Genomic DNA, 19,846 nt, shown 5'->3' with positions numbered 1-19,846 from the left:
GCCCGACATCATTCGGTCTCGGCCCAGGTCCGGCCCGTCGCGCGGTTGTAGTAGATCGAGACGGTCGAGATCGCGCAGAGATTCAGGCGAGACCACGTGGCTTCCTCGCCATCGTCATAGACGACCTTCAGGTCGAAGTTGCACTCGCCCTCAGCGGCGTCGAACAGGATGTCGACCTCTTCGCCGTTGGCCAGGACATCTCTGCCCATGACGTCTTCTTCCCAGTTGTCGGACCGGCTGGCGGCCACATAGACCTGCTCGATGGTATAGCCCGTGCCGTTGGCCAGGGTGAAGTCCTGGTCCCCGGCCACGGCGGGCGCGGCGGCCATGAGGAACAGGGCGGCCAGGCCCAAAGGAAGCATCTTCATGATGGTCTCTCGGTATGGAACAAGCTCGAGCGTTATCATCAGACACAGGGTGAAAACAGGCCTTTCGCCGCGCAAAGGCTGCTCAGCGCACAGCCAGGATCTCGACCTCGCCGCCATTGACCAGAGCCAGCTCCCCGACCGACCTCCCCATCAGCGCCCGGGCGATAGGGGAAACATAGGACACACTGCCCTGCCCCGGCTCGGCCTCGTCCTCGCCCACGATCCGAAAGGTCTGCCGGCGACCATCCTCGCGCTCCAGGTCGACGGTCCGGCCAAACTGCACCTTGTCAGGCTCAAGCGTTGGCTCGGTGAGCTGGGCGCTCCCCCTGCGGGCTGACCAGTAGCGCAGGTCGCGGGTGGCCCGGGCCATGGCGGTGCGATCCCCACTGACGCCCCCCTGCTGCTGGGCTGCGGTATAGGCAGCGCGGGCCAGGGCCAGCTGCGCCTCAATGGCGGCGAGACCCGTCGCGGTGACCAGGTTCGGATGAGGAGAAATCGGACGGTCTGGCAGGTCGGCGGCCTGAGACTCGTAGTCTTCCTCGCGGGTGAAGGCGACGCTCATGGGTAAGACTTACGGACTACTGGACCCAGATGCAAAGCTGCGGGATCAGGACGACAGCCTGCGCCGCCAGACCCGCACCGCCAGGAAGAGGGCCAGCATCAGGGCCAGGGCCAAGCCGACAGCCGCCCAGGCGCGGGGGTCCCCGGTCCGCAGGGCCTCGATCGCGGCCGCCCCGCCAAACACCATCAGCGCCATCTTGGGCAGGCTGCCGATACCTGCCCCCGCTATGAACGGCCAATACCCCATGGGGGTCGCGCCGGCGGCGATATTGACCATCACGGATGGGACGGTGGGTGCCAGCCGAATCCCCGCACTGACCCAGAAGCCCCGCTTGGCCAGCCCCATCATCAGGGCGGCGATGGACTGGGACTGGTGTTGCAGGAGCAGGCGGGCCCCAAAACGCCGCCCGACCAGAAAGCCCAGGCTGCAGGCGATCATCTTGCCGATCCAGCTATAGGCGAAGCCCGCCCAGGGTCCGAACACCAGAACCAGGGCGGTGATCAGCACGAACTGGGGTGCCCCGAGGCTGGCCAGGCCGGCGAAGGCGACAATACCGATCAGGGGTGCCAAGGGCCCCTCGCCCATGGCATCCACCGTCTGGGCCAGGGCCTCGGCATCCCCCAGCGGCAACAGGGGGGCTGTAAATCCCAGCAGGGTCACCAGGGACAGGACGCCAATGGCGACCATTGCCCCCCGGCGCCCGGGGGCGGGCTCAGGGGGCAACGGGCCCCTCCGCCGCAGCGGGCAGGTTGACGAAAAGGGTCAGGTCGAGATCCTCGCCGTCGGAATAGTTCTGACCGCCCACGGCGCTGACCTTTTCCGGCGACAGCCCGAGCTCTGCGGCCCGGCGAAGGAACCCCTCCCGCTGGGGGGCACCAATGACGGCCACACCACAGGTCCCGGCAGCCTGCAAGGCGTCGGCCGCCTGCTCCGGCGTGGCGGTCATGCGGGTGAAGGTTGGACCATTCAGGAATACCAGGCTGGGCTCATGGTAGGGCGCGCTGACAATGATCGGCTGGTCGCAGGCCGGCACCACGCTCCGGGCGGCCTGGGCGATCTGAGGACTCAGCCAGAGGGCCTCCAGGCGCGGCAGGGTCAGGCCATAGGTATTGAGTGACACAAGCCCAGCGGCCACCGCGCCGGCCAGGACCGCTTGGTCCGAACGCCCGGCGAAGACCCGCCAGGTCATCACCCCGAGCGCCCCGAGCGCCGCGACGCTCAACAGGATGGCCACCGGCTCCAGCCGGTTCTCAAAATACCAGATCCCGCCCGGTGCCAGCAGGATCACCAACAGACTCACCGCCAGCCAAAGGACGAAGAACGCGGCAAACAAAGCCTTCTGCCACCGGGCGGGGGCAAGCCCCGTCGTCGATGTGATCGCCGCTGCGGTCAGGGCGGCCACCGCCGGAAACATCGGCATCACATAATGCGGCAGCTTGGTGGAGACGAATTCGAACACCAGCCAGGCTGGAATGATCCAGCAGATCAGGAACCGGATTTCAGGACGCGCCCGTTCCCGCCAGGCGAATGGCATGGCAAGCGCTGCCAACAGGGCCCCTGGCCAGAAGGTCAAGGCGAACCCCATCAGGTGGTAGCCGACAGGGCCCCCATGGGACTGCTGGCTGACCCCAACCTTGTGCAGAAGGTTGCCGCCGATCGCCACGCGGAAGAAGTCGCCGTCGGTGGCCAGGCCGATCGCCACATACCAGGGGGCGGCGATCGCCAAGGCCAGTGGCAGCCCCCAGAGCGGTTGAAGGGGCTTGAGTCGGGCAAGACTCCGATCCCAGGCCGCCAGAGCCAGAGCCGCGCCCCCGACCACCAGCAGGATGATGGGGCCCTTCAGCATTCCGCCGACCCCAAGGGCGATCCAGAACACCAGGGCCGGCCAGCGGGTTCTGGCCGCACCGGTATAGACCCGCATGAAGGCGAACTGGGCGACCGTCACCGCCGCCAGCAAAGCCGCGTCGGTCTTGGCGATCCGCGCCTCAAACCCCAAGGCCATGCAAGACGCCAGCAGCAGCCCCGCCAGCAAGCCCGCCCAGGAGCCGAACCACAGGCTGGTCATCACCCCCGTGACCAGGACGGCCGCCAGGGCACCGGTCAGCGAGGGGACACGGTAGGCCCAGATCTGCCGCGCTTCGGGGTCGGTGAAGGTGGCCACACTGAGGGCCTGCAGCCAGTAGACCCCCGCCGGTTGCAGGTAACGGGGCTGCTCCTGGAAGCGGATATCCACATAGTCGCCACTGGCCAGCATCTGAGTGGTCGCCACGGCATAGCGGGACTCGTCGCGGTCCACCGGGGGCAGTCCTGTGATGCCCGGTGCCAGGATCACCAGGGCTGCCGCCAGCAGGAGCAGCGCCCCTTTCAGGCTCAGCCGGCCGTCACCCAACAGGCTCATGGACGGGTTTCCGTGATGAAAGGGGCGCGGATACGGCTCTTCAGCCAGATCACCCCCAGCAGATCGCCGACCCCCACCAGGGCCCGGCCGAGATTGGTGTATTTCGACACCCCATGCAGACGTGCATGGTGGGTGACGGGATGGTTGATGAGCGGGTGGCCATAGGCCTGGAACAGGGCCGGCAGGAAGCGGTGCATGCCTTCGAAACAGGGCAGCTTCAGAAAGTCCTCTCGGGAAAACAGCTTCACCCCGCAACCGGTGTCCGGGCAGTGGTCATTGAGCACCCGAGCGCGAAATCCGTTGGCCAGGCGGGTGGCCACCAGACGCGGCCAAGGGTCGTCCCGGCGCACCCTTACCCCAGCCACCAGGGGGCGGGGTCCCTCTGCGGCCAGGGCCAGGGCCAGCATGTCGCCCAGGTCTCCGGGCGTATTCTGACCGTCCCCGTCCAGGGTGCCGACCCAGGGGGCACGGGCCGCCATCACCCCGGTGCGCACTGCCTGCGACTTGCCGCAACAACGGTCATGGGAGACCAGGCGCACCTCGGGATGCTGGGCGGCCAGGTCCAGGATGGCCTGGGCCGTGCCGTCGGTGGAGCCATCGTCCACATAGACAATCTCAAAGGGACCGATGCCAGCCAGCTGGCTCAAGCAATCAGCGGTGACGGCGGCGACATTCTCAACCTCGTTCAGGACGGCGATCACCAGGGACAGACCTGGCGTCGGGCCAGACCGCAGATCACCACGGCCAAGCTCTGCGGTGTCCGGCGCGACTGGGTGCTCCACGCCCCCTCCTCGGTTGTTCGAAGCCCCGCATCTCAGCCAAGGGCCCAGGCTGCTTGGGACGCCCCCCCCGCCGCCACCTGGCGGAACGGACCATGTCCCAGATGGATTGGTCATAACGGCCCAGGAGCGGCCTGGAAACCGATTCCCGCTTGAACGCTGGGCCCCGCAGGCCAGCCTTGGCGATGGAATCAGGGCTGCGAGCGGGGCTGCATCGATCTTGCGGCCTACGAGACTAGGGACGCGTGAAGCAGGCGGTCTGGGTTGGCGCACCAAACCGGGGATGATGCCAGCCGATGCCTCCCAGGCTGACCGTGTAACCCTGACGCGCCGCAACCCCCTGAGCCCAGGCGGCAAAACGCGCCCGGGGCCATTCAAAGCGATGGTCGGGATGGCGAAACCGGTGCGCTGGCACCCCCAACAGCCCATTGCATTCCACATTCGGCGTGGTGATCACCACCAGCCTTGGCCGGGCGGTCGCAAACACGGCCCGCTCCACCAGCGACAGGTGTTCAGGGTCCACATGCTCGAGGGTCTCCATCATCACGGCCGCGTCGAGGCCGGTCAGCCGCCTGTCGGGCACGGTGAACGATCCATGCCAGAGGCACAGGCGCGGCGGCGAGGCCTGGGCACCCAACCGCGCCTGCAGTCGCTCCAGGGCCGGCAGGGACTGCTCGACCCCGATCAGGCGCTCGAACTGCGGCTCGAGGATCAAACGTTCCAGCAGGGCACCCGTGCCGCAGCCCAGGTCACAGACGCTGCGCGCCTCATGGGACAGGAGCAGACCGGCCACTGTTTCCAGTCGCTCGCGGTGCAGGTCGCTGACCTCAGAGGCGTCCGGCGCGATCATTCGGCCCACCCCCGGTAGATGGTGCAGGTTTCCTCGGCGTGCCGAAGGGGATTGTCAAAGGCCACCACCTCGGCCTCGACCCTGGGAAACACCTGCCCCATCCGCGCCAGAAATTCAGCATCCGGAGCGGCGTCCGACCAGAGCGCGAACACGCCGTGAGGATGCAGCCATGCCTTCAGGCTGCGCAGTCCAGCCTCGGTGTAGAGATCCCCATTGGCCGCATTCAGCCAGGCCTCGGTAGAGTGATCGATGTCTACCGCCACCACATGAAACCGCCCTGGCGCAGGCGCCGCGCCGCTTCGAGCCATGGCAAAGAAGTCGCCCTCCTGCAGCCGGCAGCGGGGATCGGCCACCAGCCTGGGGCCAAGATCGGCCAGGCCAGCCTCATGCCAGCCGATCACTTCAGGCAGCACGTCGATGACCAACACGCTGTTCACCCGCACATGATCGAGGGCTGCGGCGGCCGTGTAGCCCAGGCCCAGTCCGCCGACTAGGCCATCCAAACGCCCCTCCGGGGCTGCAGCGATCGCCAGGTTCGCAAGGGCTCTCTCACCGGCGGTGAACAGGCTGGACATCAGGAAGTCTTCCCCGAGTTTGACCTCCAGCACCTCAATATCCAGCCCCAACATCCGTCGCCGTCGCAGGCTGAGCGCCCCCAGGGGCGTCTCATGGTAGGCGAGTTCGGTGAACTGACGCATGGCGTTCGATTCTGTTCGGCTGGGGTTCGCTTGGCGCTGCCGAACGAAGGAAGGGCGGGGAAATCCGCCGGAAATGCCCAATGGGCGTGCGGTTTCCGCTAAGGGGCTGACCAATTGCGTAAAATTCCCGTGCACAGCGCAATCAGCTGTCGTCAGGGGCCGTGTTTCTTTGTAACATTCTGCCAGGTTGTTGGGAGAATTTTGATGCGCGCCGCCCTTCTGCTCGGACTTTGCACGGCGCTGGGTGCCAGCGCGGCTCAGGCGTGCGACATGCATGGCTTCGACTACAGCCCCATGTCGGCCTATTTCAGCTATCGGGACATGAGCCCGGAAGAACGTCGCAACGCCGACGCTGCCGCCCGCGAAGCCATGCGCGAAAAGGATATCATGGCCGGTCGGGCAGCGCTGATCTCCCGCTTTGCCATCAAGGTCGACCCGGGTCCCGACGACACCGAGCTGGCCCGCGCCAACGGCCGCCAGACGGTCGCCTCGCGCTAACGGACCACCCCTTCCACAATTGGACATCGACGCGCCGATCGCATGACGACGACCGCCGAACCGCTGATTGAGGTCCGCGACCTCCGCCATGACATTGCAGGGCGCTGTGTGATGGCCGCCCCGGCCTTCACCGCCCTTCGGGGTGAGCACACCCTGTTGCTGGGGCCGTCAGGCAGCGGCAAGACCACCCTGATCAATGTCATCACCGGCCTCATCACCCCCTCATCGGGGGAGGTGAAGATTGACGGTACGGTCATGTCCGCCCTGCCCGCCGCCCAGCGCGACCAGCTGCGACGCCGGACCATCGGAGTGGTGTTCCAGACCCTGCGTCTGATCGGCGCGCTCAGCGTGCGCCAGAACCTTGCCCTGGCCCAGACCCTGGCCCTGGGGCGCAATGACTCAGCCCTCATCGACCGGCTGATCGCCCAGGTCGGGCTGACCCACCGCGCCGACGCAAGGCCCCGGGAGCTGAGCCAGGGGGAAGGCCAGCGGGCCGCCATCGCCCGCGCCCTGTGCGCCCAGCCTGCGCTTGTGGTCGCTGACGAGCCGACCTCGGCCCTGGATGACGCCAACGCCGTCGCCATGGCGGACCTGCTTCTGGAGACCGCTGAGGCCACCGGTGCCACCCTGCTGATCGCCACCCACGACAATCGCCTGCGGGAAAGGTTTTCCCGCACCTTCACCCTCGCGGCCCCGGGCGTAAGCGCATGACCCTGGCTGGCCTTTCCCTCGCCTATCTCCGCGACCGGGCGCTGAATACGGCGCTGAACATTCTTCTGCTTACCCTCAGTGTCGCCACCCTGGTGATCCTGGTGCTGTTCTCCAGCCAGCTCAGTGAGCGGTTCGAGCGCGACGCCCGAGGCATCGACCTGGTGGTGGGCGCCAAGGGTTCCCCCCTGCAGCTGATCTTGTCGAGCATCTACCAGGTCGACGTGCCCACCGGGAATATTCCCCTGGCCACCGTCGAGATGCTGCGGTCGGACCCGACGGTGGCCGAGGTCATTCCCCTGGCCCTGGGGGACTCCTTCAGAGGCTACCGGATTGTCGGAACCGAGGCGGCCTATATCGACCACTTTGGCGGAACCATCGCCCAAGGCCAGGTTTTCACCGGAAACTACCAGGCCGTCCTGGGTGCCCAGGTGGCACGGCAGACCGGGGCTGGCCTTGGCCAGAAGTTCATTGGCTCCCATGGCCTGTCGGGGGATGGCCATGCGCACGAGGAGACCCCCTACGAAGTGGTGGGCATCCTGGCGCCGACAGGCACGGTGCTCGACCGCCTGATCATCACCCCGGTCGGCAGCATCTGGGCCGCCCATGGCTTTACCCCGCCCGCCGCTGAGGGAGCTGCTGAGGATCATGATCATGCAGGCCATGATCATGACACCCATGCCCATGACGACCATGATCACGATGGCGACGGCCAGCAGGATCATGCCGCCGAGGATCATGATCACGGGGCTGAGGGCGAGCATGCCGCGCATGGCAGTGGTGAGCTTGAGGTCACCGCCCTGCTGATCAAGTACCGCTCTTCGATGGCCGCGGTCCGCCTGCCCAGCTTCATCAACAAGCAGACCCAGCTCCAGGCGGCGGCACCGGCCGTGGAGATGACCCGGCTGCTCTCCCTGCTGGGCGTAGGGATCGATGCGATCCGCGCCTTCGCCGTCCTGCTGATGGCCACCAGCGGTCTGTCGATCTTTGTCGCCCTCTATTCCGCCCTGCGGCAGCGGGAAGGCGACATGGCCATGCTGCGGGTCATGGGCGCTCGCCCCCCCGCCATCTTTGGCCATATTGTCTTAGAAGGCGTGCTCTTGGCCGCCGCCGGTGCCCTGCTTGGAGTGGCGGTGGGTCACGGCGTGGTGGCGGTCTCGGCAGCGACCTTCCCGCAACTTCAGGACATGGGGCTGACCGCCGCCCGGTTTGAGCCCGCTGAACTGCTCATTGTGCTGGCCGCTATCAGCATGGGCGCTCTGGCAGCCCTGATCCCGGCCCTCAAGGTCTTCCGGGTCGATATCGCCAAGACCCTCGCCGACACCCGATAAGGAGCTGTTTCTGATGTTTGTCCGGCTGTTGCTGGCCCTGACCCTGGCCCTGGCCCTCCAGCCTACGTCGGCTGGGGCTGCGCTACAGGCCCGTCCTGCCGCGCCCACCGAGAGCGTCTGGCAACCGGCCCCGACGCCCCGCGGCGGCGTATCCTGGGCCCTTTTGGAGTCCACAAAGGAAATCACCCGCACCGATTCCCGGGGCTATCTGATGTCCAAGCCGGACTTCCCCCCCGGGGTGCTGGCGCTCAAGGGCAAGCGGATCAAGGTCTCGGGCTACATGATGCCCCTGCAGAACGGCAAGACCCAGACCCACTTCGTCCTCTTGGCCTATCCGCCAGACTGCCCGTTCCACCTCAATCCGAGCCCGATGCAGTTCATCGAGGTCAGGACGGAAAAGGGCGTGGTCTTCGATTACGGCGTGAAAACCATCGAGGGCTTTCTCGAACTCTCCGGCGAGGACGAGGGCGGCGTGTTCTACAAGATCAACCGGGGCCGGGCGCTCTAGATTTGAGCTCGCGCCCCCCAAGCCTCGAGCGCTAGACCCAGCCTCATGAGGCGAACCAACTCCCCCTGGCCCGACCTGCGGATCCTCAAGCTGGTCGGGCTGGAGCACCCTATTTTCCAGGCCCCCATGGCTGGGGCCTCGGGCGTTGATCTGGCCGTTGCGGTCAGTCGGGCCGGGGGACTTGGCGGCCTTCCCTGCGCCCTGCTCACCCCTGCCCAGATCACCCAGCAGGTGGCGCAGTACCGCCAGGGGACCGAGGGGCCTCTGAACCTCAACTTCTTCTGTCATCTAATGCCGGCCCCAGACGAAGCCGCTGAGGCGGCCTGGCGCCAAAGCCTTGCGCCCTATTACCGCGAGCTTGGCCTGGCCCTTGAGACACCGGTATCCGGGGCGTCCCGGGCCCCCTTCGACGAGGCCTATTGTGCCGTTGTGGAAGCGGTTTCGCCCGAGGTGGTGAGCTTCCACTTCGGCCTGCCCGAGCTCCCCCTTCTGGCCCGGGTCAAGGCGACCGGTGCCAAGGTGATAAGTTCAGCGACCACCGTGGCCGAAGCCATCTGGCTTGAGGCCCAAGGCTGTGATGCCGTCATCGCCATGGGCTACGAAGCCGGGGGCCATCGGGGCAGTTTTCTGACTGACGACATGGGCACGCAACCTGGCCTGATGGCCCTGTTGCCCCAGGTGGTCGACGCGGTGTCCATCCCTGTGATTGCGGCTGGTGCCATGGCCGATGGGCGCGCGATTGCGGCGGCCTTCGCCCTCGGCGCGGCGGGGGTGCAGGTGGGCACAGCCTATCTGCCTTGCCCGCAGTCCCTGATTGGGGCCTTTCACCGAACAGCCCTGGCGACCGCCACCGATGAGTCGACCGCGCTCACCAACGTCTTCACCGGTCGGCCCGCCCGGGGGATTATCAACCGCCTGATGCGCGAAATAGGCCCCCTATCGCCCGATGCGCCTGCCTTCCCCACCGCCGCCGGCGCACTGGGTCCGTTGAGGTCAGCCAGTTCGACGCCTGAGGACTTTACGCCCCTTTGGGCCGGACAGGCCGCAGGGCTAGGGCGCGCCATCGACGCAGAAGACCTGACCCGACAACTCGCACGTGATGCCTTGGCACGGCTTGCAGACCTGGGTGCCCGATCTCAGAACAGGCCTTAGCGGAAGGCCTCGCCCGGGCGGACGCCGAGCTTCTTGAACACCATGGCCGCCGGGCAGAAGCCGGTGAAGGCCGACTGGATCATGTTGGCCCCAGCAAAGGCGCTGAGCAGCATCCACCAGGGGCTGACAAAATGAGCCAGGGCGACGCCGGCCAGGACGACAATGCCGGCGAAGACAAAGACCACGCGATCGAGGGTCATGTTGGAGCTCCTTCTAGGGACCGAGGCGCTAGGCCGCAGCCAGGGCCTGGTTCACCCAGGCAGTGATCTGATCAGTGGTCATGGCACCGGCTTGCCGGGCCAGCTCCTGGCCGTCCTTCATCAGGATCAGGGCGGGAATCCCTGACACCCGCAGGGCGGCGCTGGCGTCGGGTGCCTCATCGGCATTGAGCTTGAGCAGGCGAACCCTGGGCTCCAGCCGCGCGGCAGCCGCAGCAAAATGGGGGGCCATGGACCGACAGGGGCCACACCAGGGTGCCCATACATCCAACAGGATCGGCAGCCCCTGATTGGCCCGGCGATGGACCTGCAGACCTGCGGCGTCCACCTCGGTGGGCACACCCTGGAACAGGGCTAGGCCACATCGCCCACACTTGGCGCCGCCTGGGTCCCGCGCGGCGGGAATACGGTTGGCCGCCGCACAGGCGGGACAGACAATCTGCGTCATGCTCAGGTCTTCAGCTTGCGCGCGCCGATCACGTCGAGGGCGAGCTTCTCATAGAACGGGGTGACCTCCCCCCGCCGGATCTTGCTGAGGAAGTATTTCTCGAAGCCGATCTTCGCCAGATGCACCCAGCGGCCCTCTGCAGCCCAGTTCAGATTGCGCGGCGGGAGCTGCGGCTGGGCGATGAAGGCCACGCCGCTGTCGCCGAAATCTGCCAGGCAGATCGCGTTCCAGGTCGCCTCATGGGTCGGCGCTTGCCCTGCCAGCAGTTCCTTGAGGTTCTCAGCGATGGCGGTGACCATGCTCTCGATCATGAAGCCAGTCTTGGGCACGCCCACCGATACCGGCGTCTTGCCCATGGGCGGGATCGCCACACAGACCCCCAGGGAGAACACATTGGGATAGGTGGGATTGCGCTGGTGCTTGTCGGCCAGGATGAAGCCGCGGGGATCGCTCAGCCCCTCGATCCCCATCACCGCCGGCACGCCACGGAACGCCGGCAACATCATGGAATAGGCAAACGGCAGGTCATGGGTCGCCTTGACCGAGCCGTCGTCGGCGATCTCCTCCACCGCCATGAGGCCCTGGCTCACCTTGGCCACCTTGGCGTTGGTGATGAACTTGATGTGCCGCTGGCGCATCTCGCTCTCCAGCAGGCCCTTGGTGTCGCCCACCCCGTCCAGCCCCAGATGGCCCACATAGGGCTCTGCGGTGACAAAGGTCATGGGCACCTGATCGCGGATCTTCCGACGCCGCAGTTCGGTGTCGAGGATCATGGCAAATTCGTAGGCCGGGCCATAGCAGGAGGCCCCCTGCACCGCGCCCACCACGATAGGCCCAGGATTGCGCGCAAACGCCTCGAAGGCCTCTGCCGCCTGCTCGGCGTGGGACACATGACAGACCGACTGGGTGAACCCCTCAGGCCCAAGGCCCTCAATTTCGTCGAAGGCCAGCTCTGGGCCGGTGGCGATGACCAGATAGTCGTAGGCGAGGCTCTCGCCGTCCTGCAGCTCCAGTCGGTTCTCCTGGGGATGCACCCGCGCGGCACCGACGCCGGTATAGCCGATCTTCTTCTTGGCCATGATCGGCGGCAGGTGGACTTCGATCGCGGCCCGTTTTCGCCAGCCCACCGCCACCCAGGGATTTGAGGGGACGAAGTGGAAGGTGTCTCCCTGAGAGACCACCATGACCTCGGCCTGTGAGCCCACGGCGTCCTTGATCTCGAAGGCGGCCACCGATCCGCCGAGACCGGCACCGAGCACAACTATGAGTGGCTTTTTCATGTTCGCATCCTGACCCTCTGGCCAGCCCTGACATTGATCGGCATCAAGGCAACAGCCTTCCCGAGGCCCCAGTTTCGAAGCTGCTTGTATGGGGCGTCGAAATCATTATATGCGTATCTGCGAATATACAATGGTTTTAACGCGCCGCCGGAGAGACGCCAGATGAGCCCTTCCCCCGACCTTCACCCCACCGACGTACACAGCCGCCTGCTCGCCCGGCAGATCGTGCTGATCGATGTCCGCGAGCCCGCCGAGTTCGCCGCCGAACGCATCCACGGGGCGCTCAACTTTCCCCTCTCGACCTTTGATCCCCAGGCCCTGCCGGCTGGCGGACCCCGGGCCATCATTCTGCAGTGCGGCTCGGGCAAACGCTCAGGCATGGCCTTGGACCAATGCCGCACGGCCGGGGTTGAGGTCGCCGGCCATCTGGAAGGGGGCATCGGAGCCTGGAAGACTGCGTCCCTGCCGGTGATCGCCTTCGATCCCGCCACAGGCGCCGTCCGCGACGCCCGCTAGTAAATCAAGAAGAGACGCCCATGCGCCCCCTGCTGACCGCGAGCCTGCTGGCCCTGACCCTGGGCGTCACCGCCTGTTCGGAGCCCGCACCCTCGGCACCGCCGACCGTGAAAGCGGCCCAGGGGACGAGGCTGACCCTTCAGCTTGCGCCAGTGGATGACCTGAAACCCGTGGCCGCCAGCGTCGTCACCCGGGACATGGCCGAGGCCCGCGCTCGTATTGGCGGCACGCTCATGGAACTCAGGGTTCGAGAGGGAGACCAGGTCCAGAAGGGTCAGGTGATCGGCAGGGTCACAGACCAGCGGCTCAACCTTGAGACCACCGCCTTCGACGCCCAGGCCGCGGCGGCCGCCGCTGAAGCCGCCCGGGCCTCAGCTGAGCTGGCCCGGGTGCAGGTGCTCTATGACAAGGGCTTCTTTGCCAAGGCGCGCCTGGAACAGGCCCAGTCGGCCGCCCGCGCCGCCGAGGGCATGGCTGCCGCCGCCCGCGCCCAACGGGCCGCCAGCGCTGAGATGGGCGCGCAAGGGGTGATCCTGGCCCCCTCCTCAGGCCGCGTCCTTCGGGCCGACACGCCGGCCGGCTCGGTGGTCGCGCCCGGTCAGTCGGTGGCGACCATCACCTCCGGCGAGGCCCTTCTGCGGCTGGAATTGCCGGAGGCCCAGGCTCGCGCCCTGAAGGTTGATGACCAGGCTCAGGTCTCCACATCTGACCTGCCGGGGGTGTCGGGCCAAGGCACGGTGGTCCAGGTCTATCCCTCTGTCACCGGCGGCCAGGTGACGGCTGACCTGCGGGTCAGTGGTCTGCGGGCCGACCTCATCGGTCAGCGGGTCCGGGTCCAGGTCAAGGTCGGCCAGCGCCAGGCGCTGGTTGTCCCCCAGGCCTATGTGGCGACGCGGTTCGGTCTCGATTTTGTCCGCCTTCTCGGCCCTGACGGTCAGGTCCGTGAGGTGGCCGTGCAGACCACGCCAGCCCCGAACCCTGGCCAGATGGAAATCCTGTCCGGCGTCCGCGCCGGGGACGTCCTGCTGGCCAGTGTGGCGGGGGCCGCCCAATGAACCTGGGCATTTCCGGTCGCCTCACCCAGGCCAGCATCCACTCGCCGCTGACTCCCCTGGCCCTGCTGGCAGCCATCGCCATGGGCCTGATGGCGCTTGTCTCCATCCCCCGGGAGGAGGAGCCTCAGATCAGTGTCCCCATGGTCGATATCATGGTGGCCACCCCAGGCCTCAGGGCACCCGACGCTGCTGAGCTGGTGGCCAAGCCCCTGGAGACCATCGTCAAGTCCATCGACGCGGTGGACCACGTCTATACCCAGGTCCAGGACGACCAGGTGCTGGTCACCGCCCGCTTTGATGTGGGCGAGGACCCCGAGGACGCCGCCGTGCGGGTCCATGAGAAGGTCCGCGCCAACTACGACCAGATTCCCGTCGGCATTCCCGAACCGATGATCGTCACCCGGGGCATCAATGATGTCCCCGCCGTGGTCTTGACCCTGACGCCGGCGCCGGACATGGCCGATCGCTGGTCGGACCAAGCGCTCCATGACATCGCGCTCAAGCTGCGCACCGAAGTGGCCAAGGTTGAGGATGTCGGCCTGACCTTCATCGTCGGTGGCCGTCCCGACGAGATTCGTATCGAGCCCGACCCCGACCGCCTGGCCCTGCGCGGCGTCCCCCTAGGCGGGGTGATCGAGGCCGTTCGCCAGGCCAACCGCAGCTTCCCAGCCGGTGCCATCCGCCAGGATGGTCAGGCGGTGGATGTGGTGGCGGGCCAGACCCTGACCACAGCCCAGGAGATCGGCCTGCTCGCCCTGCCCTCGGTGAAGGGCGAGCCGGTCTATATCCGCGATGTGGCCAACGTTATCCAGGCGCCCCGGGAAGACCAGGCCAGGGTCTGGCGCCATGTGCGCACCGAGGCGGGCTGGAGCCAGGCCCCGGCAGTCAGCCTAGCCATCGCCAAGCGCCAGGGTGCCAATGCCGTGGTGGTCTCAGACCATATCCTTGAGCGGGTCGAGACCCTCAAAGGCACCCTGATCCCTGAGGGCCTGGAGGTCGCCGTCAGCCGCGACTATGGCGAAAGCGCCAACGAAAAGGCCAACGAGCTGCTGTTTCACCTGGGGCTGGCCACGGTCTCCATCGTCATCCTGATCGGCCTGGCCATCGGCTGGCGGGAAGCCGGCGTCACCGCCGTGGTCATCCCCACCACCATTCTCCTGACCCTCTTCGCCTCGAACCTGATGGGCTACACCATCAACCGGGTCAGTCTGTTCGCCCTGATCTTCTCCATTGGCATCCTGGTCGACGACGCCATCGTCATGATCGAGAACATCGCCCGGCATTGGGCGATGAAGGATGGTCGCACCCCCACCCAGGCGGCCATCGAGGCCGTGGCCGAGGTGGGCAATCCCACGGTGGTGGCGACCCTGACCGTGGTGGCGGCCTTGCTGCCCATGCTGTTCGTCTCCGGCCTGATGGGCCCTTACATGGCGCCGATCCCGGTCAACGCCTCGGCCGCCATGGTGTTTTCGTTCTTCGTGGCCGTGGTCATCGCCCCTTGGCTGATGGTCCGCTTTGCCCGCCAGACCCTGGCTGAAGGCCACGCCCACGGACATGAGGACGACGGCGGTCGCCTGGGCCGCGCCTATCGAGCCATGGCCAGCCGGGTGATCGCCAGCCGGCGCAGCGCCTGGATCTTCCTGGGGGCCGTGGGTGTCGCCACCCTTCTGTCCATGAGCATGTTCGCCACCAAGACCGTGACGGTGAAGCTGCTGCCCTTCGACAATAAATCCGAACTGCAGGTGGTTCTGGACCTGCCTGAGGGCGCCAGTCTGGAGACCACAGAGCGCACCCTGGCCGGAGCGGCGGAAATCGCCCGCACGGTGCCAGAGGTCATGGCCATTGAGGCCTATGCCGGTACGGCCTCGCCCTTCAATTTCAACGGTCTGGTGCGGCACTACTTCCTGCGCAACCGGCCGGAGATGGGCGATCTGTCCATCACCCTGTCGCACAAGGGCGAGCGCAACCGCGCCAGCCATGCCATCGCCCTGGACCTGCGCGAGCGGCTCAGCGACCTGCCCCTGCCGACCGGGGGCTCAATCAAGGTGGTTGAGGCCCCGCCGGGACCGCCGGTCCTCGCCACTCTGCTGGCCGAAATCTATGGGCCGGACGCCGAGACCCGCCGGGCGGTGGCCGCCGAGGTCAAGACCCTGTTCCAGTCGATCCCCTACATCGTCGATGTGGACGACTCCTATGGCGAACCCCGGCCGCGCCTGCGACTGACGCCGGCCCGTGACACCCTGGAACATTTGGGGGTGTCTGAGGGGGAGGTGCTGGATTCCATCGGTGCCGTCTTTGGGGGTGGTCCCGTCGGCTATGCCCACCGTGGCGAAGGTCGGATGCCCCTTGAGATCGCGGTCCGACTGCCCCAGTCCGACCGGGCCTGGAGCGAGCGTCTGGCGGCCACCCCCGTGGCAATGTCTCAGACCTCTGAGGGCCGTCGCCTGGTGGAGCTGGGCGAGGTGATTGAGGCGACCTCCGAACCGGGTTCGCACATGATCTATCGCCGGGATGGGCTGGACGCCGAAATGGTCACCGCCGAACTGGCCGGCCAGTATGAGGCGCCGATCTACGGCATGCTGGCCGTGGGCGATGCTATCGAAGCCCATGATTGGGGCGACCTGCCCAAGCCGACCGTCCGGCTCAATGGCCAGCCCAGCGATGAAAGCACCCCGACTCTGCTCTGGGACGGGGAATGGGAGATCACCTGGGTGACCTTCCGCGACATGGGCGCGGCCTTTGCGGTGGCCATTCTCGGGATCTATGTCCTGGTGGTGGCGCAGTTCAAGAGTTTCCGCCTGCCGCTCGTGATCCTGACGCCGATCCCACTCACCCTGGTGGGCATTGTCATCGGCCACATCATCTTCGGTGCGCCGTTCTCAGCCACGTCGATGATCGGCTTCATTGCGCTGGCCGGCATCATCGTGCGGAACTCGATCCTGCTGGTGGACTTCATACGCCATGCCCAGACGGGCGATCGAGCCCTGCGCGATGTCCTGCTGGAGGCCGGCGCGATCCGCTTCAAACCCATTGTGCTCACGGCTGCAGCGGCCATGATCGGAGCGGCGGTCATCCTCTTCGACCCCATATTCCAGGGTCTGGCGATTTCCCTGCTGTTTGGCCTGGCCTCATCCACCCTGCTGACGGTGCTGGTCATACCGGCCATCTATGTGGTTCTGAGGGATGATGGTCGTCCGGCCACGCGTCCCGACACCCTAGCGTCCCGCTAACGAGCCTGGATAAGTGAGCATGAGCAAGGCCACCCTCACCGCTGTCGCCACCCAGATGCCCGATCCGGCAGAACTGGCCGCTCTGGAAGCCAGTGCTGCGGCTGCGGCCCGGCTGATGAAGCTGATGTCCAGCGAGCAGCGGCTGATCATCCTGTGCCGGCTCGGCGACGGGGAATGTTCGGTGGGGGACCTGGCCCAGCATGTGGGGCTCGCCCAGTCTGCGGCGTCGCAGCACCTGGCCAAGCTCCGGGCCGAGGGCGTGGTCGGCACGCGGCGAGTAGGCCAGACCATCTATTATCGTCTGACCGACCCCGCCGCCGCCCGGGTTATCGACACCCTGTGCGACATCTATCGCGGCAAGCCAGCCCCTTAAGGGGGGCTGTTTGTCCTTAGCCCGGCTTGCGGGCCACAAGATCGATCAGGGCCGACATTCCCGAGTGTCCCGCGCCCTCCTCGATGGGCGCGTCATAGGCTGACAGGTCCAGGATCTCGAAGTCGGCGAAGGCTGTGCGCAGCAGGTCTTCGGTGTAGAGATTTTCCGGTGTCCGTGGCCCACCGGTGCCATAGGCGATCTGTTCAGGACGATAGCCTTCCAGCAGCAGCAGGCCGCCGGGCTTCAGAGCACCCTTTAGTCCCGCAAACAGCTGTGTTCGCAGTTCCGGACCGGCGAACTGGATGAAGATCCCCACCACCAGGTCGAACTGTTCTTTTGGCCAGTCCCAGGTGGAGAGATCCACCTGTTGAAGTTCAAGGCTCACGCCCCGGGTCTGGGCCAACCTGGCCGCCTTGGCCTGAGCGACCGATGAGGCGTCCACCGACAGCACCGACAGGCCCTGTTCAGCCAACCAGACGCCGTTGCGGCCTTCCCCATCGGCCACAGCCAATGCACTTTGGCACGGGGTCAGCCGAGGTGCCTGACGGGCCAGAAAGGCGTTGGGCGCTTCCCCGAACAGATAGGCTTCGCCCTGATAACGCTCATCCCAGAAACTCATCCGCCAAGTCCTTGCCAGGCCACATAGGCCGCCACCATCAAAACCAAACCCGCAAACAACCGCCGCGCCAGGAGCGCGCGGGTGGCCAGCAGGCCCGCGAGCCGCAGGCCAAGCCCGCCGCCGGCCAATCCTCCGGCGATGAACAGCCCCGCCACCGGCCAGACCACCAGGCCTGACAGGGCGTAGTTGGCCGAGGTCGCCGCCCCGAACAGGCTCACCGACAATAGGGAGGAAGCGGCGGCATTGGCCAGGGTCATGCCGGTCGCCGCCATCAGACCCGGCACGATCAGGAACCCGCCGCCGATCCCAAAGAAGCCCGCGGCAAAGCCGGCCCCCAGACCAATGGGGGCCAGTCGCAGGGTCATCGGCCAGGAAATATGCGCCAGGGGGTCACCGGCGTCCCGGGGCCTACGCATCATGGACAGGGCAATGGCGGCCATGGCCAGGGCAAAAAACACCAGCAACTGCTGGCCATCCACCTGCTTGGCTAGGGTCGAGCCCCCGAGCGCGCCAGCCAGGCCGGCCACGGCGAACACACTGGCGCAGGGCCACTTCACGCGCCCCCGACGGGCGTGGCCGACCAGGTTGAAGGCCGCGCTTACCGCTACGGCAGCGGCCGAGGTGCCGATGGCCATGTGCGTGTCGGTGATCCCCACCACATAGAGCAGGGCCGGCGTCGCCAGCACCGAGCCCCCGCCCCCGAACACCGCCAGCAACAGGCCGACGACAGCGCCGCTCAGGACAGCGGCGATCATGGCGGTGGTGGTCAGGTCCATCAGGCTTGCTCCTTATCCTGTTCATAGCAGCGATTGCTATATTAGCAACTATGCATATATAAGGGGCTGGAAAGGAGGACCCCATGTCCGTTCAGCAGCTGAGCTTCTTCCATGAGGCGACCTCGACGGTCACCTATCTGATCTGGGACGAGGCAACCGGTCAGGCCGCAGTGATCGACCCGGTCCTCGACTATGAGCCCAAGGGTGCCAAGGTCTCCCGTGAGCAGATGTCGGAGGTGCTGGGTGCCCTGGAAGCCCGGGGTCTGACCCTGAGCTACATCCTTGAGACCCATGCCCATGCCGACCATCTTTCGGCGGCCGCGCACCTGCGCCAGGTCACGGGTGCTCAGGTGGTGATCGGGGCGCACATCACCGAAGTTCAGGGCTATTTCGCCAAGGTTTTTGGGGCCGATGATGTCCGACCCGATGGTGCCGTCTTCGACCGTCTGGTGCGGGAGGGCGACATCCTGATGCTGGGGGAGACTCCGATCGAAGTCCTGCACACCCCAGGTCACACCCCAGCCTGCGTCACCTATCTGATCGAGGACGCGGCCTATGTGGGCGACACCCTTTTCATGCCGGACTATGGCACTGCCCGAGCCGACTTCCCCGGCGGGGACGCCGCCACCCTCTATCGGTCCATTCAGAAAATCCTGGCCCTGCCCCCAGAAACCAGGATCTTCGTTGGCCACGACTACCTGACCGAGAGCCGCACGACCCATGTCTGGGAAACCACTGTGGCGGCTCAGCGGGCGGAGAACGTACATCTGAGCGGGGGGGTGAGCGAGGCTGACTTCGTCGCGCGCCGGGAGGCCCGAGACGCTACCCTGGCCCCGCCGAACCTGCTCCTGCCCTCCTTGCAGGTGAACATCCGGGCTGGCGAAATGCCCCCGCCGGAGCGGGACGGTCGGGTCTATCTACGCCTGCCAGTCACTGAGATCTGAGGGCGAGATCAAAGACGCGCCGGGGGCTCAGAACACCCCCAGCGCCAGCCCCGCCGCCAGGGCCGCGCCCAGGTCTGCGCAGGGCGACAGGTCCGCAGGGCTCAGCTGTTTGGGGGCCAGGATCGCCTCAGGGGTCTGGGCCCGGGTGCAGACGATGATCGGATCGGCCACGGCCTTCAGCCGCCAGCCGGTGGCGATCCGGGCCATCTGTCGCACGGCGTTTTCCCCGTCACTGCCGGCACAGACCAGCAGGGCGTAGGGGCGGCCCTCGATCTGCCCTAGCGCTGGATAATAGGCCCTATCGAAAAAAGCCTTCATCTCGCCGGAGATGGCCGCCAGGTTTTCCGGGCAGGCGAAAATGTAGCCCTCAGAAGCGAGCAGATCGCTGGCCTCTGCCGCGCCGGCCTCCACCAGTCGCACGATCACCTCGCCGCTCTCCTGCGCCGCCTCTGCCGCGGCCTCAGCCATCTGCCGCGTGCCGCCGGTGCGGGAGTGATAGACGATCAGCAGGGTCTTCATCGCGCCCTAGATTTAG

General features: G+C 66.5%; 23 protein-coding genes. 10 read left to right on the top strand and 13 right to left on the bottom strand.

The genetic code is table 11. The features are described 5' to 3' along the window. Positions 1-8 precede the first annotated feature (8 nt). From MH112_RS07665 to MH112_RS07635, 7 genes are all read right to left on the bottom strand, one after another. On the bottom strand, positions 9-368 hold the full coding sequence (locus MH112_RS07665; protein WP_296566065.1) for an argininosuccinate lyase: 360 nt from the start codon (positions 366-368) through the stop codon (positions 9-11). A gap of 82 nt (positions 369-450) precedes the next feature. Then, positions 451-930, bottom strand: coding sequence for a transcription elongation factor GreA (gene greA, locus MH112_RS07660; RefSeq protein ID WP_296566062.1), 480 nt, complete (start codon positions 928-930; stop codon positions 451-453). Positions 931-975: 45 nt separating this feature from the next. After that, a complete protein-coding gene (locus tag MH112_RS07655) occupies positions 976-1,653 on the bottom strand; it encodes a VTT domain-containing protein (protein WP_296566059.1) in 678 nt (225 codons plus the stop codon). Then, positions 1,643-3,328 (bottom strand): glycosyltransferase family 39 protein, encoded by a 1,686-nt coding sequence (locus MH112_RS07650; protein WP_296566056.1) that lies wholly within the window; start codon positions 3,326-3,328, stop codon positions 1,643-1,645. Before MH112_RS07650 ends, MH112_RS07655 begins: the two co-directional genes overlap by 11 nt. Then, positions 3,325-4,110 carry a glycosyltransferase family 2 protein gene (locus MH112_RS07645; RefSeq protein WP_296566052.1) on the bottom strand — a complete coding sequence of 262 codons (786 nt, stop codon included), beginning with the start codon at positions 4,108-4,110 and terminating at the stop codon, positions 3,325-3,327. Before MH112_RS07645 ends, MH112_RS07650 begins: the two co-directional genes overlap by 4 nt. A gap of 232 nt (positions 4,111-4,342) precedes the next feature. After that, positions 4,343-4,957, bottom strand: a complete 615-nt coding sequence (locus MH112_RS07640) for a methyltransferase domain-containing protein (protein WP_296566050.1) — start codon at positions 4,955-4,957, stop codon at positions 4,343-4,345. Beyond that, positions 4,954-5,655 (bottom strand): hypothetical protein, encoded by a 702-nt coding sequence (locus MH112_RS07635; RefSeq protein WP_296566047.1) that lies wholly within the window; start codon positions 5,653-5,655, stop codon positions 4,954-4,956. Before MH112_RS07635 ends, MH112_RS07640 begins: the two co-directional genes overlap by 4 nt. Positions 5,656-5,859: 204 nt before the next feature. Here MH112_RS07635 and MH112_RS07630 point away from each other — a divergent pair, with 204 nt between their 5' ends. From MH112_RS07630 to MH112_RS07610, 5 genes are read left to right on the top strand one after another with little or no spacing between them, the layout of a single operon-like run. Continuing rightward, positions 5,860-6,153 (top strand): hypothetical protein, encoded by a 294-nt coding sequence (locus MH112_RS07630; protein WP_296566043.1) that lies wholly within the window; start codon positions 5,860-5,862, stop codon positions 6,151-6,153. A 42-nt stretch (positions 6,154-6,195) separates the two neighbouring features. After that, the gene (locus MH112_RS07625; RefSeq protein WP_296566040.1) at positions 6,196-6,864 is read left to right on the top strand and encodes an ATP-binding cassette domain-containing protein; all 669 of its coding nucleotides are present in this window, start codon (positions 6,196-6,198) and stop codon (positions 6,862-6,864) included. Next, positions 6,861-8,192, top strand: coding sequence for an ABC transporter permease (locus MH112_RS07620; RefSeq protein ID WP_296566039.1), 1,332 nt, complete (start codon positions 6,861-6,863; stop codon positions 8,190-8,192). Before MH112_RS07625 ends, MH112_RS07620 begins: the two co-directional genes overlap by 4 nt. 13 nt (positions 8,193-8,205) lie before the next feature. After that, positions 8,206-8,700 (top strand): DUF3299 domain-containing protein, encoded by a 495-nt coding sequence (locus tag MH112_RS07615; RefSeq protein ID WP_296566035.1) that lies wholly within the window; start codon positions 8,206-8,208, stop codon positions 8,698-8,700. A gap of 45 nt (positions 8,701-8,745) precedes the next feature. Continuing rightward, positions 8,746-9,852 (top strand): nitronate monooxygenase, encoded by a 1,107-nt coding sequence (locus tag MH112_RS07610; RefSeq protein ID WP_296566033.1) that lies wholly within the window; start codon positions 8,746-8,748, stop codon positions 9,850-9,852. Here the strand turns inward: MH112_RS07610 and MH112_RS07605 are convergent. The 3 genes from MH112_RS07605 to MH112_RS07595 are packed head-to-tail and all read right to left on the bottom strand — an operon-like array spanning position 9,849 to position 11,798. Then, positions 9,849-10,052 carry a DUF2892 domain-containing protein gene (locus MH112_RS07605; protein WP_296566029.1) on the bottom strand — a complete coding sequence of 68 codons (204 nt, stop codon included), beginning with the start codon at positions 10,050-10,052 and terminating at the stop codon, positions 9,849-9,851. The two genes, MH112_RS07610 and MH112_RS07605, sit on opposite strands and share 4 nt — an antisense overlap. Before the next feature lie 28 nt (positions 10,053-10,080). Beyond that, positions 10,081-10,518: a thioredoxin domain-containing protein gene (locus MH112_RS07600; RefSeq protein ID WP_296566026.1), complete on the bottom strand. Its 438-nt coding sequence runs from the start codon at positions 10,516-10,518 to the stop codon at positions 10,081-10,083. 2 nt (positions 10,519-10,520) lie between these two features. Next, a complete protein-coding gene (locus tag MH112_RS07595; RefSeq protein WP_296566022.1) occupies positions 10,521-11,798 on the bottom strand; it encodes an FAD/NAD(P)-binding oxidoreductase in 1,278 nt (425 codons plus the stop codon). Positions 11,799-11,960: 162 nt separating this feature from the next. On the opposite strand from MH112_RS07595, the gene MH112_RS07590 reads away from it, so the two are divergent. From MH112_RS07590 to MH112_RS07575, 4 genes are read left to right on the top strand one after another with little or no spacing between them, the layout of a single operon-like run. Beyond that, positions 11,961-12,314 (top strand): rhodanese-like domain-containing protein, encoded by a 354-nt coding sequence (locus MH112_RS07590; RefSeq protein WP_296566020.1) that lies wholly within the window; start codon positions 11,961-11,963, stop codon positions 12,312-12,314. A 20-nt stretch (positions 12,315-12,334) separates the two neighbouring features. After that, positions 12,335-13,369, top strand: coding sequence for an efflux RND transporter periplasmic adaptor subunit (locus tag MH112_RS07585; RefSeq protein WP_296566018.1), 1,035 nt, complete (start codon positions 12,335-12,337; stop codon positions 13,367-13,369). Continuing rightward, complete coding sequence (locus MH112_RS07580) at positions 13,366-16,599, top strand: efflux RND transporter permease subunit (RefSeq protein ID WP_296566015.1); 3,234 nt, start codon at positions 13,366-13,368, stop codon at positions 16,597-16,599. The genes MH112_RS07585 and MH112_RS07580 overlap by 4 nt, the downstream gene beginning before the upstream one ends. Before the next feature lie 19 nt (positions 16,600-16,618). Then, positions 16,619-16,972 carry a metalloregulator ArsR/SmtB family transcription factor gene (locus MH112_RS07575; protein WP_296566012.1) on the top strand — a complete coding sequence of 118 codons (354 nt, stop codon included), beginning with the start codon at positions 16,619-16,621 and terminating at the stop codon, positions 16,970-16,972. A gap of 16 nt (positions 16,973-16,988) precedes the next feature. Here MH112_RS07575 and MH112_RS07570 read toward each other — a convergent pair whose 3' ends face one another. Both MH112_RS07570 and MH112_RS07565 read right to left on the bottom strand, forming a co-directional pair. After that, positions 16,989-17,591 carry a class I SAM-dependent methyltransferase gene (locus tag MH112_RS07570; protein ID WP_296566009.1) on the bottom strand — a complete coding sequence of 201 codons (603 nt, stop codon included), beginning with the start codon at positions 17,589-17,591 and terminating at the stop codon, positions 16,989-16,991. Continuing rightward, entirely contained in the window at positions 17,588-18,367 is a 780-nt protein-coding gene (locus MH112_RS07565; RefSeq protein WP_296566006.1) for a sulfite exporter TauE/SafE family protein, read from the bottom strand. The genes MH112_RS07570 and MH112_RS07565 overlap by 4 nt, the downstream gene beginning before the upstream one ends. Before the next feature lie 83 nt (positions 18,368-18,450). On the opposite strand from MH112_RS07565, the gene MH112_RS07560 reads away from it, so the two are divergent. After that, positions 18,451-19,311 carry an MBL fold metallo-hydrolase gene (locus tag MH112_RS07560; protein WP_296566004.1) on the top strand — a complete coding sequence of 287 codons (861 nt, stop codon included), beginning with the start codon at positions 18,451-18,453 and terminating at the stop codon, positions 19,309-19,311. A gap of 27 nt (positions 19,312-19,338) precedes the next feature. Here the strand turns inward: MH112_RS07560 and MH112_RS07555 are convergent, their stop codons facing one another. Continuing rightward, positions 19,339-19,830 carry an NAD(P)H-dependent oxidoreductase gene (locus tag MH112_RS07555; RefSeq protein ID WP_296566001.1) on the bottom strand — a complete coding sequence of 164 codons (492 nt, stop codon included), beginning with the start codon at positions 19,828-19,830 and terminating at the stop codon, positions 19,339-19,341. Between the last annotated feature and the right edge of the window lie 16 nt (positions 19,831-19,846).

The sequence above is a fragment of the Phenylobacterium sp. genome, from assembly GCF_022402485.1.
In the GTDB taxonomy this organism is placed as follows: Bacteria; Pseudomonadota; Alphaproteobacteria; order Caulobacterales; family Caulobacteraceae; genus Phenylobacterium.
This window is presented reverse-complemented; position numbering and strand designations above follow the sequence as displayed.